The organism is Odoribacter sp. Z80, from assembly GCF_009935865.1.
Taxonomy (GTDB): domain Bacteria; phylum Bacteroidota; class Bacteroidia; order Bacteroidales; family Marinifilaceae; genus Odoribacter.
Genome location: NZ_QWEL01000016.1, coordinates 1 through 15,760 on the forward strand (window position 1 = coordinate 1; position 15,760 = coordinate 15,760).

Below are 15,760 nucleotides of genomic sequence, written 5' to 3' on the forward strand. Positions count from 1 at the left end.
AGGCTGAGTACGAGTAAAATGTCTATGACCGCTGTGATTTGATGTAATTTCTTAATAAGATATAACTGCCGTAAACGGCATGTGTTTGGACAAATCGCTGTGATTTGATGTAATTTCTTAATAAGATATAACCATATTATAAGGATTCAAGCCAGCAGCCTCGCTGTGATTTGATGTAATTTCTTAATAAGATATAACTTAGCGGCAAATTTTTTCTTCTTCTCATACGCTGTGATTTGATGTAATTTCTTAATAAGATATAACTTAGCAGCAAATTTCTTCTTTTTCTCATATGCTGTGATTTGATGTAATTTCTTAATAAGATATAACTCATCACAATGACACCGAATGCGAGCTTCGGCTGTGATTTGATGTAATTTCTTAATAAGATATAACACATCGCGAGACACCAACGGATCTACGGAAGCTGTGATTTGATGTAATTTCTTAATAAGATATAACTGAACATGATAGATACACATCAAAATGCCGGCTGTGATTTGATGTAATTTCTTAATAAGATATAACAGCGCGTAGAGTTAAATCATTAACAATAGGCTGTGATTTGATGTAATTTCTTAATAAGATATAACTAATGCTGATGTTGTTAAAACAACAGAGGTGCTGTGATTTGATGTAATTTCTTAATAAGATATAACGTGAGCTAAACTACCTAAGGCAGTTTGCTTGCTGTGATTTGATGTAATTTCTTAATAAGATATAACAAGACTGTTTGAAATCGAAAAGAATTGTAAGCTGTGATTTGATGTAATTTCTTAATAAGATATAACAAAATCTGCAAATGACGCATCACAATGCTGCTGTGATTTGATGTAATTTCTTAATAAGATATAACCTAATGCACGAGCATATTTACGAAGCTGAGCTGTGATTTGATGTAATTTCTTAATAAGATATAACCAAATTCACGAATAAGAAACTCGTTAATGCTGTGATTTGATGTAATTTCTTAATAAGATATAACACGTATAAGCTTCGTTCTGTTCCCATTGAGGCTGTGATTTGATGTAATTTCTTAATAAGATATAACTCGAACAATGAAGAGTTCATTGAAAGTCAGCTGTGATTTGATGTAATTTCTTAATAAGATATAACTTCATGTTTACCAAAGATATCCAATTCTTGGCTGTGATTTGATGTAATTTCTTAATAAGATATAACAGTAATGCAAATATAAGTTATTTGTATTAATTCTGAAACAGAGCCAGCTATGCTGCGGCATGTGCGCTCGTAGGACTACTTCGGTAGTTACTGCTGAAGCGGAGGTTAATCACCTGCCGCTTCTTTTATATAATAGTTTTGTATTTTATTGAGAAACATACAATAAAGGAATTTCCGGATTTAAAAGAAGTCATTATACCGGATAAAAAAGAGAAACTGATTTCTGAAAATACATCCGCGGATAACAAATGTAAACATTAGCTGTCCGTGGATGTGCTTCTTAATTGACAATGCCTTGCACTTCTTGCAACGTCAGCTTTCCTATGATAAAAATAAGGTTGAAATCTTCTTTTTGCCTGTTCACCAAAATAAACTCGTTGGTACCATTCTTATTCTGTTTCAGATAAATAGTGGTTTTTTCTCCCTCCTCGTTTATATCCATTAGTTCTTCATAACCATTTTTAGAGGTAATAAAAGAAGTTTCTTTCTTCAACTTAGCAATGAGTTCTGGTTTCTCACAACTAACTATCCGAATACAGTCCAGTTTGGAAGCTACTTTGCCTATGTCCACCCCCTCAGCCTGCACATCAGGTATCAACCTGAGCATCGCTTTGGATATATAGACGGACGTCACACCTTCCATATCGGCAACCTTATCGAAAAAACTGTCTTGTGCATAAGTAAACAAAGAACACAAGGAAAATAACAAAATAATGATAGAGGTACGTTTCATAATTTTATGTTGTTTATTCGGTTTAACTGTTTGTTTACACTCTCTTGAACTTTTCCGGTAGTTTCCTGTAAGGATTCTACCTTTGCCACTCCTTTGTTAAGGCAGACAGAAAGCATGACGAGTGCCTTTTGAGCCTGTACGTACGCTTCTTCGGAAGTAACACAGGTATCTTGCATCGTGGAGGAATAAGGTTTGTATAGGCATATCCCAACAGAGAACAAGATAAACAAACCGGCAGCTATGCTTCCGACCCATCGTGCCCGGGTCTGTCCAGTTCTGTTTACTTTCAGCGTTCGTTTCTCACAGATAGCCCACTCATCTATCTTTGCACTCAACCTGCATTCCAACCCGTCCGGTATTTCGGGTTCAGAGAAGTCACCCAATTGCATGAAAATTTCTTTCTGGGCAAGCAGATGAGCGGGCACGTCTTCTTCAGTAAAGAAACGCTTCAATTCCTTTTCTTCCGCCTCGTCAGTCACTCCGTCATAGTAACGAACTAATATTTTGTCTATTTCACTTGCTTTCATAATTCATCATAATACTATATTGTTCACGTATCTTTTTCCGGGCACGGCTCAACAACACACGAATGTTGACGGCACTCAGGCCTGTGGCCTCTCCTATCTCTTCAAAAGAAAAGTCATTCACATCCCGAAGCAAAAGCACCTGTCTCTGCTGGTCAGGCAAACGGTCGATCAGTCGCCTCAACTGGTTCACCTCATCTTGTTGTTCCACCTCCCGAATTATGTTCGTGTCTGCCGGAAGTTTTAGTTCTTCAGATACCCGTCCGTCCTTATCCGGTTGAACCCGGCGTAAGGTATCATAGCACAGGTTCTTGATAAAGACGACACAATAGGCTTCGGGGTTTAGGATTTCAGTCAGTTCATTACGCTTGTTCCACAATTTCAGATACGCTTCCTGCACCATATCTTCCGCATCCCGGGAATTTCCCATAAGCCGGTAGGCCGTCCGGTAAAGTTTCTGGTGGCAGGGCAAAAATTGTTGTTTGAATTCAGCTGCGTCCATGCTTCTTCCCTGTTTCCTGATTTACCAGTTTATCTATATCGTCTTTGGTAAATTTTCCGTTTATCTGTACTATTGCACAGTCTTCTTTTCCGGCACACACGAGCAATAATTCGCAAATAGTTTCTTTCTTCATCCTCATCAGCACACGCACCTTTTCACCTTCATCGTTTACACGTATCAGCTCATCATACCCGTTAAAGCATAGTTTATCCACTTCCCGATGAAAGCGTTCCTTTACGTTCGTCTGACAGTCATCCAAATCCAGAACTCTTATTGATTTTATCTTTCTCAATATCCAGGCATCTTCATCCTGTCCGACAAACATGCTCCCTAAGGACATGATTAGACGAGGGACTTTCACACATTCGGCATTCTTTTCGCTGCTAAATTTATCCAAAAGCCCGTCTACATTTGGGGCAAAACTCATGCAACAGACGCAAAATAGCAATAAAGTAAATAAACATTTCTTCATGGTTCGATTTTTTTGTTCACACTAAACTTGTTTTTTAAAGCGCTTTCAACATCATAGACGGGGAATAGAAAAAAGTTGTTACAAACAAAAATGATAATAATATTTCAATTACACTAAAATTCTCCCTTTATTCCTTCAAATTAAAGACCTACGGACTCTTCCCCCCCTCAGACAAAGTCTTTCAGAGATATATCCATAATGGCCATATCTGAACCGATACTGATATCTTCCAACCACAAAGCCCGACTGATTAACCGTACAGTTATACACCCGGCCGAGGCAAAAATAAACAGAGAAAAAAATCTAAAGGAAAGACAAGTCACCTTTATTCAGGATAAAAACATTCTATTCTTTTACCCCATACACTTTTTGGGCCAGCAATTTCACCCAATAAACAAAAACTCCGGTCAATAACAGATTTAATACCAAACTGAACACGGATATAATCAGGAAAGGGCCGCCTAAATTATACCCCAAAGCTATTACTATGATACCAGCTCCAACCTCTCCGCGGGTAAACATACCGATAGAAAGAGCCAACCGTTCCTGTATCTGGCGGTCACGATAGAAAAACAAAGGAAACATCTTTCCCAAATTAGACAAAAAAGTAACCACCAACACATGTCCGAACAAAACTCCCCAGGAAGGCATGGGCTGGGATGCAATCACACCGCTTGCCTCCACTGCCCGGGCAGCATGGTCTATCCCCATAAATTGAGGAGTACTTAACCCCACCAAAAACATAAATAAATAGGAAATGATTCCGGTCATCCTTTCCTCCTGCCGGCCGTGTTGATGTACGGTTTTTATTACCATCCCCAGCACGAAAGCAGGTAACAACACTTCAATATGTATTCCCCCATCCGCTCCCATCAACATCTTCGATAACAGATAAATACTTTCCGTAGCAGCAACGATACACACTGCATACAACAAAACAGCCTTCCATCCCTGCGGTATTCGAAAAGCACCCAATTTTTTCCATCCGATAGCCAGCAATACACAAACCACCACGATCACCACCAGCAATTGCCACTTGAATCCGATCATCAGAATCTGCAAAGGAATCATCAACAAGATGGTATCCAGATCATCAAAAATCGCCAACACTTGGGTTTTCTTATAAATCCACTCCTTTCGCAAACCCGCCGCAGCCAACATAGTAAAAAGAATACCCGCCGAAGTCGGAGCAGCAAACCGACTCAACAATAAATTTTCTTTACAAGCCTCCCAATTCCAGAACAAATGGGAAGGTAAAAGGCACATATAATAAAATGCAATCAATAACCAGGGAACAGCAGCCGTGGCCATTGCTATAAAATAATCCGCAGTATAGGACTTCCAACAACTTTTATCCAATTCAAACTCCCTACCAACATTAATCATGATAAAGGCCAGACAGACAAACATCAAAGTCTTGATCCCCTTTTCAATAACATCAAACGAACTCTCTAACCAGACAGGCAAACACTGTGAGAACACCAATCCCAACACCAAAAAGAAAGAAAACAATAAAACTTTTTTCATATACGCTAATTATCCATTTATTGTCTAAGAAAGTAACCATTCTTTCTTAATCCGGGGACAAAAATAAAAAAATAGGCAGATACCCCCAATGATACCAAAGAAAAATACCAGCGAGATAAACCATAAGGATTTGTTTATCTCGCTGGTATTAATTATTTAATCTTCTAAAACAGACTAATATTCATCCTCGTTGAAGAAAAAATCATCCTTGCTGGGATAATCCGGCCAGATATCTTCTATACTTTCAAAGATTTCTTCATCATCCTCAATATCCTGCAAATTCTCAATCACTTCCAGAGGAGCGCCTGAACGAATTGCATAATCAATTAACTCATCTTTGGATGCAGGCCATGGTGCATCTTCCAATTTTGAAGCAAGTTCCAGTGTCCAATACATAGCTATATTGTTTTTTAACGTTTCCCTAAAAATTTCCGCAAAAGTATATTTTTTTCTCTAATAAACAAGAATAATACATTAAATTAACACCTTGACTTTGCAAGAATGTTGATTTTAAAACGATATAAATGCGGAAATGTTACAATATCAGAGAGGTTCAATATGAATAGTTGCCTCCATATTCATTTTTTCCTTAATTTGCTTTTCAACAAGGGTTGCCTGGGTGTGAGCCTCCCGGACAGTCTCGTCCCCCAGAACCTTCACATGAAAAGTAAATTCTATATGGTCCCCGTAATGATGGATGTGGTAATGATGAGGATATGACTGCTCCCCCATATAAGTTTTCACAATAACAGCAACCTGCCGGGTAACATCTTCTGCCGGTTCCTCGCCAAGAATCTTATTAACAGCTTCCCGAATAATGCCATAGGCAGCATGAAAAAGCATCAGAGAAACAATTATTCCCAGACCTGCATCAATCCACCAGAAATAACCGCTTAAAAATAATCCGGCCAAAACCACCAATGAAGACAAGGCATCACTCCGATGATGCCAGCCATCCGCTTTTATGGAAGAATTTCCGGTCAAACGGGCTACACGGAAGGCATATTGTGCCAATGCCTCTTTCCCTACAACAGAAATAATCGTCACAACATAAGCAAGCCAACCGAAATCGGCAGTCTCATGCTGTTGGAACTTCCGGAAAGCACTTGTCACAAATTCAATTCCAACAAATACCAGAACCATAGCTATCATCAACGCAAAGACCTGCTCCCATCGTCCATGCCCGAAAGGATGCTTCTTATCCGGTTTCTGTGAAGAAAGACGGATGCCCCAAATCACCATAATGGAAGTCAGGGAATCGGACAAAGTATGCCACGCATCTGCCACCAAGGCAACAGAAGCGGAGACAATTCCTGCATAATATTTTACCGCAAAAAGGAAAAGATTCACCACAATCGAAACAATTCCTTCCCGATACCCTAAACCGGTATGCTGTTGCGTATCCGTATTCATTTTCTTTGACTATTCATCGGAAAAGTGTTGCAACACCCTGCGATAAGTGTTAAATATTTTCGCTTTAGATACAAAACCGACGTACTTCTCGTTTTCTATCACCGGTAAATTCCAGGCTTGCGTATCTTCAAATTTCTTCATAACAACATCCATCGGATCGGTTACATCCACAACAGTTGGAGGTGTTGTCATGAAATCCCGCACAAAAGTAGTATCGTATAAATCCTGATTAAACATTATCTTACGGATATCATCCAACAGAACAATACCCAGCAAACCTTCATCCTCATCTATCACCGGAAAAATATTCCGGCTCGAACGGGATACTTTCTTCACCAAATCACCTAAGGTGGCATTTACCGAAATAGTTTTCAGGTCTGTCTCAATCACTTTATCCAATTTCATTAAAGTCAAGACAGCCTTATCCTTGTTATGTGTAATCAAATCTCCTTTCATGGCCAGACGGCGGGCATAAATAGAATAAGGTTCCATCCCCCGTCCTGTAAGATGAGCAGTAACCGAAGCAATCATCAAAGGCACCAACAGGCTGTACCCGCTGGTAATCTCAGCAATCAAAAACATAGCTGTCAAGGGAGAATTCATAACACCCGACATCACTCCCGCCATTCCCGCCAAGACAAAATAACTTACCGGCACTGTCACGATCCCCGTCATATTAATCAAAGTAGCTATCAAGAAACCAGTCACCCCACCCGTAAACAAACTGGGTGCAAAAACTCCTCCCACACCGCCACTACCATTCGTCAATGCCGTTGCAACAACTTTCATAAAAACCAGACCCAGCACATATAAAACCAACACAAACGCATAATTCCGGAAATCAAAGAAATAGGTATTTTTTAAAATAGCATCGGCATTATCAGTCAATAAATTTTCCAAAGACGTATATCCCTCCCCATACAACGAAGGAAAAACATAAATCAATAATCCCAACAATGCACCTCCGATTAATATCCTCTTAAACTGATTCTTTATTCCCGTAATCCACTTTTCAATCTTTATATTCAGACGGATAAAGTAAACAGACACCAATCCGCAAAGAATGCCCAAAAGAATATAATAAGGGACATTCGCCAAGGCAAAATGGTCATGCACGGCAAATTCCAGCACAACCCCTTCTCCCATCAGAAAATAAACAATAACATACGAAGAAATGGCGGAAATCATCAAAGGCACCAAAGAAGCCATCGTCAAGTCAAGCATCAGTACCTCAAGGGTAAAAACGATACCGGCAATAGGAGCTTTAAAAATTCCGGCAATGGCCCCGGCAGCACCGCACCCGATCATCAGGGTCATTACCTTATAATTCATCCGGAAAAAACGGGCCAGGTTAGAACCGATAGAGGCACCCGTCAAAACAATAGTTGCTTCCGTTCCGACAGAACCTCCGAAACCTATCGTAATCGTACTGGCAATCATGGAAGAATAATTATTATGGGGCTTTATCATGCTGTTTTGCCTCGAGATGGCATACAACACCTTAGTAACCCCATGGCTGATATCCTCCCTGACAAAATAACGCACAAATAAGGAAGTGAGCCAGATACCAATAAAAGGATAGATAAAAAAAAGCAGACTGCCGCTGTCTATCTGCAAACGTTCCGTAAAAAACTGATGGGTAAGATGTACTGAATTTTTCAAAAATACACCGGCCAGCCCCGTAACAATTCCCACCAATAAACTCAGAATGATTATAAAATTTCTTTCCTTAATATGACGCACGCGCCAACTCAAGAAACTGACATACCAATTATTCCACCACGACATACCACAAATTTATCGACAATTCTTTTACTTACGGTTGATTTTTTTCAAAGAACCGAATTGAGGATAGAATTCTATGCTGATTCCTTCATTACTGATTATATCCACCGGAAACTTCTTGATTTCTCCCAACTGAGGAACAACAGCCCGAAAACTCATCACTTCCTCCTTTCCCCGTAAAAGTTGCAGTTCTCCGACAGCCGGTACCCGGTAAAATATGGCGGAAGTAGCAGTTTCCCCGTTTACCGGTGTGGAAGCAGCCACAGTAACATCTGTTATTTTTAAGCAATAAGCCAAAGCAGAAACATTCTTTTTATCCGCAATACCATTCTCCTCTGTAAAACGGAAAATCACCACCGGTTCCTCTTCTTTTTCGGGGACACATTCAAACACCCTTTTTATCCGGTAAGTTTCTTTCCCACCCATAAACAAACTCAGATAATTCTGCTCCATCCGGTCAAATTCTTTTAAAATAAGCTCCAACGACTTTCCGTCCGGTACATTGTTTTCTGCGCCTAAAAGCTTTACCCTTTCGGAACGAATCCGAAAAATCTCACTTACAGCCTCTTTCACATTATCTGACTCCGTCTTGGGAACATAACGAATAATCGGGTCCCATATCTTTTTCATGACTCCGTCTATCTCCTGAAAAGTATAATTTGTATCTAATACCTCTTTCAGATGATTGTAAGTATTCAGCTTCATCATATCTATACGGCTTTGTTCCGGTTGACGGTCTGACTGAAACTCCATCCGAAGCTCTTCATTGAACACACTTTCTTTTCCTGCCGACACTCCCGCCAGAAATCCCTCTCCGGTCAGGCTCAACATAACAGGCAGGTAATCTCCGCTGGCTGAAACGGAATAAACAGCTTTCTCATCCGGAATATACTGAGGTTCAATATCTATTGCTGTAACCTTCCAGACTTCCCTTGCCCTGTCAATCTCCGGCTTTATTCCCAATTCTTTCTCTGCATAATTCCGGTAAGGACCGGGTATATATTTTTCACATTCCAACATAACCTCTACCCGGTAAATCACCTTAGGCAGGCAATAGTTGACGTTCACCAACGTAGTCAGTTCCTTTTTCTTCTGTGCCTCTGCCGATACCCCCAGGCATACCGCCAATAGGACAACAAAAATACTTTTCATAAAAAATCACCTTAAATATTGATCAATTTTCCAATTCTTTCCATGCTTCACTCATTGCCTCTGCCAGCATACCGGCAGAAATACCACGGTAACCGTATTGACGGGCGAGAATATCTCCCGCCAGACCGTGAGCAAAAACTCCGCAGCGGACCACATCAAACACCTCCATCCCGCATGCAGCCAAAGCCAGCAATACTCCTGTCAGCACATCTCCGGCCCCTCCTTTCGCCATTCCCGGATTGCCGCTCATATTAAAAAAAAGCTTTCCTTGCGGGGTTGCAATGGCCGAATAAGCTCCTTTCAATACCACATACGTATGGTATTGACATGCAAAAATGCTTAATTTTTTTAATCTGTCAAAATCATTTTCACTTTTTCCTGCCAGCCTCTCAAATTCTTTCGGATGAGGTGTAAGAATACATTTCTCATGAAGTAAATCCAGCATTTCGGGATGCTCCGACATCAAGTTCAAGGCATCGGCATCCAGAACAGTCACCCCCCTCCATTCCTTCAACAACCGCCGTAAACCGGCACAAGTTTCGGGAGATTGGCCTAACCCCGGCCCGACAGCAACAGCATCAAACCTTCCACATCCGGAAATAAAAGAGAATCCTTCCTCACTGCTATCAAAATCCAGTATGGCTTCCGGAACCGACATTTGTAAAATCCCACCTTCCTGTTTCGGAACATGGCAATACAGCAAACCTATCCCCGAACGCAATGCAGCCTTTGCAGCAAGCACCGCCGCCCCCATCATTCCTCTGCGGCCGGCAACCAGTAAACCACAACCGTTCAAACCCTTATGAGCAAATTTCAACGGCACAGGCAAAAGCTTCTTCACCTCTTCTTTGTCAGTATAATACCAACAGGTTTCCGTATTAACTATGGCGCGAACGTCCAAGTGAATATCCACAACATGCCATTCTCCGACATATTCCGCATTCTCCGGCAAAAGAAAAGCCAGTTTGGGAAATTGAAAGGTAAAAGTATAGTCAGCCTTTATAATATTCTCCCTATCATTCAAAGTATTATCCTCCCCCATCAAACCGGAAGGAATGTCTACAGCCACCACCTGATTTGCCAGGCAGTTTATCAAACGAATGACTTCTCCCATTACTCCCTCCACTTTCCGGTTTATACCGCTTCCCAAAATAGCATCCACTATCACAGCCTGTTTTCCAGGAACAAAATCATCAGCTTGCCGCACATCCACAATTTGTCCGCCCATGTCCAACCATCGCTGATAATTCACCTTACAATCCACGGATTGAGTACTGTCAGGCATTAGACGAAAAACAGTCACATTCCAGTCATGCTCCGCCAACAAACAGGCAATGCAATATCCGTCTCCTCCGTTATTCCCGTTACCGGCAACAACCGCAACTTCAGCCGGAATCCTGAATACGTCCAGAAATTTTCGCGTCCAGACCATAGCCGCCCGCCACATCAAATCTAAAGGACTTACCGGCTCATACTCAATAGTATACTCATCCAGCATCTTTACCGAAGCCGCTTTAAAAATTTTATTTAACGTTTCCATAACATTAACTCAATCGTTCTAAAGACGAAAAATACAGAAAAATTCTTACATTTGCGCGTGTATCTATTAATAATAACTTAAAATAATACATCCATGTTTAACAATCAACCCAAAGGATTGTATGCCCTGGCTCTCGCCAACACGGGAGAACGTTTCGGGTATTACACCATGCTTGCTATTTTCACACTTTTCCTGCAAGCGAAGTTTGGCTTCAGTTCCGCAGCCACATCTAACATTTTTGCCGGATTCTTAGCCTTTGTATATTTCCTGCCTGTCTTAGGTGGTATTCTTGCAGACAAATTTGGCTACGGAAAGATGGTTACAGCAGGTATCATCGTCATGTTTGCCGGTTATACGTGTCTCGCCATCCCCACTGCCGGCAACTCATTCGGAATAGCAGCCATGTTCGGTGCGCTTTTTCTGATTGCCTTAGGAACCGGACTTTTTAAAGGAAATCTGCAGGTGATGGTCGGAAACCTATACGATGACCCCAAATATGCAGACAAACGGGACACCGCTTTTAGCTTGTTCTACATGGCTATCAACATCGGTGCACTTTTTGCTCCGACAGCCGCATCTAAAATCACAGAACACTTCCTGGGCAAAGCTGGCCTGAAATATCAAGGGGATATTCCTGCACTTTGCCATGAATATCTGGAAAAAGGGCAGCAAATGGCAACTGAGTCACTCCAGACTCTGACAGAATTTGCACAATCGCAAGCTGCTGCTTTCAATGGTGACTTAACAGTTTTTGCCCACAAATACATCAACGAGCTATCTCTTTCCTACCACTACGGTTTTGCTGTAGCATGTGTTTCGCTTATTGTTTCCATGCTGATTTATCAAGTATTTAAAAGAACATTCAAACATGCGGATGTAAATACCAAACAAGCAGCAACTTCCGGAAAACAAGAAAACATAGTCGAATTAACTCCGGCACAGACAAAATCCCGCATGACCGCTTTATTCCTGGTATTTGCAGTGGTGATTTTCTTCTGGATGGCTTTCCACCAGAATGGTCTGACCCTGACATTCTTTGCCCGCGACTACACGGCCAGAACAGCTGCCGGTGCGTTAGGTATGACTTTCAACGTATTTAACTTAGTATTTGTCATCACCTTAATATACAGCTTATTCTCTCTCTTCCAATCCAAAGAAGCCAAATCAAAACTGATATCTGCAGGTGTCGCATGCCTTTCTATTGGTATATTAGTATACAAATACATGACCCTGACGCCGGGCTCCTTTATCGAAGTTCTTCCTCAAATGTTCCAACATTTCAATCCGTTCTTCGTGGTTGCCCTGACACCGGTATCTCTGGCTGTATTCGGAGCGTTAGCTAAAAGAGGTAAAGAACCTTCCGCTCCGCGGAAAATCGGTATCGGTATGCTGATTGCAGCATTAGGCTTCACCATTATGGCCTTTTTCTCCATGGGCCTTCCGACTCCCAATCCGGACGGAGCAACGGTTGTTTCCAGCAATTTGCTGGTATCTCCCTCTGTGCTCATCAATACCTACCTGGTATTGACCTTTGCAGAATTGTTCCTGTCACCTATGGGTATTTCATTTGTGTCAAAAGTAGCTCCTCCAAAATACAAAGGACTCATGATGGGTATGTGGTTCGGTGCTACCGCTATCGGTAACTATCTGGTATCCATTATCGGTATGTTGTGGGGACACATGGAATTATGGGCATTATGGTCCATCCTTATCGTTCTCTGCTTGATCTCTGCCCTGTTCATCTTTATGATGATGAAACGTTTGGAGAACGCAACAAAATAATAGAGGCCAAAGCTTTAGAGCAAAAAGCTTTATCCTGAAATAAATAAAAGCTGTCCGTAACCGGACAGCTTTTATTGTGTACTTCCCCAACTTCCGAACGAATAAGAAAAATCAAAAGAAATCAGAAAAAAAATATTTTTGTTTTGTTGAAATAAAAAAAAAGACTACTTTTGTGTCGTCAAAGAAAAGAGACCACTGTTCAATGGTGTAATGGCAGCACAACAGATTCTGGTCCTGTTAGTCAAGGTTCGAATCCTTGTTGAACAACCAAAATAAAGTAGTTTGATATACAAACTACTTTATTTTTTTATGGAAATTTCCCTTTCCTAAAAACTTCATGAATCTTTGCACTCACTCAAAAAAACATGGATTTATTTGCAAAAAGGAATTTAATAACCTATATTTGCACCGCCAAACCGTAAATGTTGGTTCAGTAGCTCAGCTGGATAGAGCAACGGCCTTCTAAGCCGTAGGTCGTGGGTTCGAATCCCGCCTGAATCACGAAAAGCAACCTCTATATCGGTTGCTTTTTTTATTTGTCCCCAATATAACACCTTGATAAAACCGATATGGAACAAATACATAAACCCTCCCTGCTGGCTCTGACTCCCCTGTTCGTCTTTCTGGGGATATACCTGGTCACTTCGTTGATTGTCAATGATTTTTACAAAGTACCCATTACTGTCGCCTTTATCATATCCGCCATTTCTGCCCTGGCCATAACACGGCATTTATCATTATCCGAACGCATCACTCATTTTTCTGCAGGAGCTTCTGACAAAAATATATTACTGATGATCTGGATATTCATATTGGCAGGAGCTTTTGCACAATCGGCAAAATCCATGGGTGCCATCGAAGCCACCGTCAATCTGACCCTCTATCTCTTGCCGGATAATCTTCTTCTGGCGGGAATCTTTATGGCAGCCTGCTTCATTTCTTTATCCGTAGGCACTTCTGTCGGTACCATTGTGGCTTTAACTCCCGTAGCTGTCGGAATAGCAGAAAAAACAGCCGTTGAATTACCTTTCATGGTTGCCATCGTGATAGGAGGTGCATTTTTCGGTGACAATCTCTCTTTCATATCCGACACGACCATTGCAGCAACCAAAACACAGGAATGCGACATGAAAGATAAATTCAGAGTAAACAGTCTTATTGTCATGCCGGCAGCCATCTTTCTTTTCCTCTATTATATTTTCGCCGGAATCCGCATATCCGCCGTTCCCCAGCCGGTTTCCATAGAATGGATAAAGGTCATCCCCTACCTCATTGTACTGGGGACAGCCCTGGCCGGTACCAATGTAATGCTCGTATTATTTATGGGAATCCTTGCTTCCGGCATCATCGGTTTACTTACTTCAGGTTTCAGCTTTTTCGGATGGTTCGGCGCTATGGGCAATGGCATAACCGGCATGGGAGAACTCATCATCATTACCCTCCTGGCCGGGGGAATGCTTGAAATGATTCGCTATAATGGCGGGATTGAATATATCATCAACAAACTCACCCGGAACGTGAATTCCAAACGAGCCGGAGAGTTAAGCATTGCAGGCTTGGTATGCCTTGCGAACCTGTGTACGGCCAACAATACCATTGCCGTGATTACCATTGGCCCCATAGCAAAAAAAATTGCCGACAGATTCGGTATTGACAACCGGAAATCTGCCAGCATTTTAGATACTTTTTCCTGTTTCATCCAGGGAATTATCCCTTATGGAGCCCAAATGTTAATGGCTGCCAGCTTAGCAGCAATCTCCCCCTTATCCATCATCCGTTATCTGTATTATCCTATGCTTATCGGAATCAGTGCCTTACTGGCTATTTTACTCCGATATCCCCGAAGATATTCTTAATCACACTCCGGTATTTCCTAAAGCCTTTGCATAAGCAGCCAATGCCACCTTATACTGATAATTTACAGAAACCACATTCGTATAAGCCTGCAACCAGCTCACCTGAGCCGATAATACGTCCAGGATCGGAAGTTTACCTTCATTATAGCTAAAAGTATTCAATATCAGAGTCTCTTTAGCTATATCCAAAGAAGAATATACAATCTCCAGCTTCTTTGCCGTCTCAGTGACATTCACCCAAGCATGACTTAACTCCTCACTCACCCGGTCCTTTAACTGGCTGCGCTCCAATTCCCGCATCTCTTCCTGGCTACGTCCCAGTCTCACCTCCTGACGCATTTTTCCCCAATGAAATACGGGAATGTTAATTTGGGCAAAAGCTGTGGTAGCCCATTTGGCCTTCCCATCCACATTGATCAAAGTCGTACCATATTTTTCCTTTACTCCAACCACCAATTGAGGCAAAAACTGGGAACGGGCCAAGTCAGTCTGCAATTTAGCCATTTCAATATTCATAATAGCCGTCTGATAATCCGCCCTTCTCTCCAGAGCTTTATCCAAACCCTCCTCTTTCGGACCCCAAATTACCGACTGAATCGAATCAGTCAATACCACTTCATGGTCCGGTTCACTCCCCATCATAATATTCATGGCCTGTAAAGCTATTTTATAATTAGTAGAATTCGTATTCAGTTGCAACTCCGCTTCTTTCAGACGATTCTGTACCATCAGCACGTCGGTTTTACTAATAGCTCCTTCAACAAAACGCTTATTCACAATCGAGTACAACTCGTTAACTAACTTCACATACTGCCCCGACAATTCATACAAATCCCGGTTAGCAACCACAGCCCAGTAACTCAGGTCCGCCGCATACACAATATTATCTATCGTATGTTCCACACCCAATTGAGCAATCGCATGCTGTAATCTACCTACATCATACTGTTTACGGACAGCACTGCCGGAATACACATTCTGCACCAGACCGGCCTCTATTCCGTAATTATCATGTTTGAGGTCAGCTCCCGGAAGAAATTCTACCTCCTCCACCTGATAGGAATAATTGCCATTAACATCCAGTTTCGGGAAAAAATCGGTCTTCACACTTTTCAAGGAATACAGGGCGCTGTTTACCGCCTGACGAGACATCTGAATATCCTGATTATATTCCAATACCCGGTTTCTGTATTGTTCCACGGACAATGTCTGGGCTGTCAGCATACCCGCAAAAAACATTGCCCCTGTCATTAAAAATATCTTTTTCATAAACCCATTATATTTATCCACCT

The 15,760-nt window shown here is 41.5% G+C and carries 13 protein-coding genes, 2 tRNA genes and 1 CRISPR repeat array; of the genes, 4 read left to right on the top strand and 11 right to left on the bottom strand.

The window, feature by feature from the left end:
* The first annotated feature begins 29 nt into the window (after positions 1–29).
* Positions 30–1,182: a CRISPR direct-repeat array (repeat unit 36 nt; unit sequence GCTGTGATTTGATGTAATTTCTTAATAAGATATAAC).
* A gap of 280 nt (positions 1,183–1,462) precedes the next feature.
* The 10 genes from D1136_RS09510 to D1136_RS09555 form a co-directional block, all read right to left on the bottom strand.
* Positions 1,463–1,915: a DUF4252 domain-containing protein gene (locus D1136_RS09510; RefSeq protein ID WP_161877408.1), complete on the bottom strand. Its 453-nt coding sequence runs from the start codon at positions 1,913–1,915 to the stop codon at positions 1,463–1,465.
* Positions 1,912–2,442 (bottom strand): hypothetical protein, encoded by a 531-nt coding sequence (locus D1136_RS09515; RefSeq protein ID WP_161877409.1) that lies wholly within the window; start codon positions 2,440–2,442, stop codon positions 1,912–1,914. The genes D1136_RS09510 and D1136_RS09515 overlap by 4 nt, the downstream gene beginning before the upstream one ends.
* On the bottom strand, positions 2,429–2,941 hold the full coding sequence (locus D1136_RS09520) for an RNA polymerase sigma factor (protein ID WP_161877410.1): 513 nt from the start codon (positions 2,939–2,941) through the stop codon (positions 2,429–2,431). Before D1136_RS09520 ends, D1136_RS09515 begins: the two co-directional genes overlap by 14 nt.
* Complete coding sequence (locus D1136_RS09525) at positions 2,928–3,413, bottom strand: DUF4252 domain-containing protein (protein ID WP_161877411.1); 486 nt, start codon at positions 3,411–3,413, stop codon at positions 2,928–2,930. The genes D1136_RS09520 and D1136_RS09525 overlap by 14 nt, the downstream gene beginning before the upstream one ends.
* A 345-nt stretch (positions 3,414–3,758) precedes the next feature.
* Positions 3,759–4,940, bottom strand: coding sequence for a sodium:proton antiporter (locus D1136_RS09530; protein ID WP_161877412.1), 1,182 nt, complete (start codon positions 4,938–4,940; stop codon positions 3,759–3,761).
* 174 nt (positions 4,941–5,114) lie between these two features.
* Positions 5,115–5,336: a DUF2795 domain-containing protein gene (locus D1136_RS09535; RefSeq protein WP_161877413.1), complete on the bottom strand. Its 222-nt coding sequence runs from the start codon at positions 5,334–5,336 to the stop codon at positions 5,115–5,117.
* A 147-nt stretch (positions 5,337–5,483) separates the two neighbouring features.
* The gene (locus tag D1136_RS09540; RefSeq protein ID WP_161877414.1) at positions 5,484–6,353 is read right to left on the bottom strand and encodes a cation diffusion facilitator family transporter; all 870 of its coding nucleotides are present in this window, start codon (positions 6,351–6,353) and stop codon (positions 5,484–5,486) included.
* Between the two features lie 9 nt (positions 6,354–6,362).
* A complete protein-coding gene (locus D1136_RS09545) occupies positions 6,363–8,141 on the bottom strand; it encodes a chloride channel protein (protein ID WP_161877415.1) in 1,779 nt (592 codons plus the stop codon).
* 24 nt (positions 8,142–8,165) lie between these two features.
* Positions 8,166–9,290, bottom strand: a complete 1,125-nt coding sequence (locus D1136_RS09550) for a DUF4831 family protein (RefSeq protein WP_161877416.1) — start codon at positions 9,288–9,290, stop codon at positions 8,166–8,168.
* A 22-nt stretch (positions 9,291–9,312) separates the two neighbouring features.
* Positions 9,313–10,830, bottom strand: coding sequence for an NAD(P)H-hydrate dehydratase (locus tag D1136_RS09555; protein ID WP_161877417.1), 1,518 nt, complete (start codon positions 10,828–10,830; stop codon positions 9,313–9,315).
* Between the two features lie 93 nt (positions 10,831–10,923).
* On the opposite strand from D1136_RS09555, the gene D1136_RS09560 reads away from it, so the two are divergent.
* The 4 genes from D1136_RS09560 to D1136_RS09575 all read left to right on the top strand — a co-directional run bounded on the left by D1136_RS09560 (position 10,924) and on the right by D1136_RS09575 (position 14,468).
* Positions 10,924–12,612, top strand: a complete 1,689-nt coding sequence (locus tag D1136_RS09560) for a peptide MFS transporter (protein ID WP_161877418.1) — start codon at positions 10,924–10,926, stop codon at positions 12,610–12,612.
* 196 nt (positions 12,613–12,808) lie between these two features.
* Positions 12,809–12,882: transfer RNA gene (locus tag D1136_RS09565), tRNA-Gln, on the top strand.
* A 157-nt stretch (positions 12,883–13,039) separates the two neighbouring features.
* A tRNA-Arg gene (locus D1136_RS09570) sits at positions 13,040–13,113 on the top strand.
* Between the two features lie 68 nt (positions 13,114–13,181).
* A complete protein-coding gene (locus tag D1136_RS09575) occupies positions 13,182–14,468 on the top strand; it encodes a Na+/H+ antiporter NhaC family protein (protein WP_161877419.1) in 1,287 nt (428 codons plus the stop codon).
* Here D1136_RS09575 and D1136_RS09580 read toward each other — a convergent pair whose 3' ends face one another.
* Positions 14,469–15,737, bottom strand: coding sequence for a TolC family protein (locus D1136_RS09580; RefSeq protein WP_161877420.1), 1,269 nt, complete (start codon positions 15,735–15,737; stop codon positions 14,469–14,471).
* Positions 15,738–15,760 lie beyond the last annotated feature (23 nt).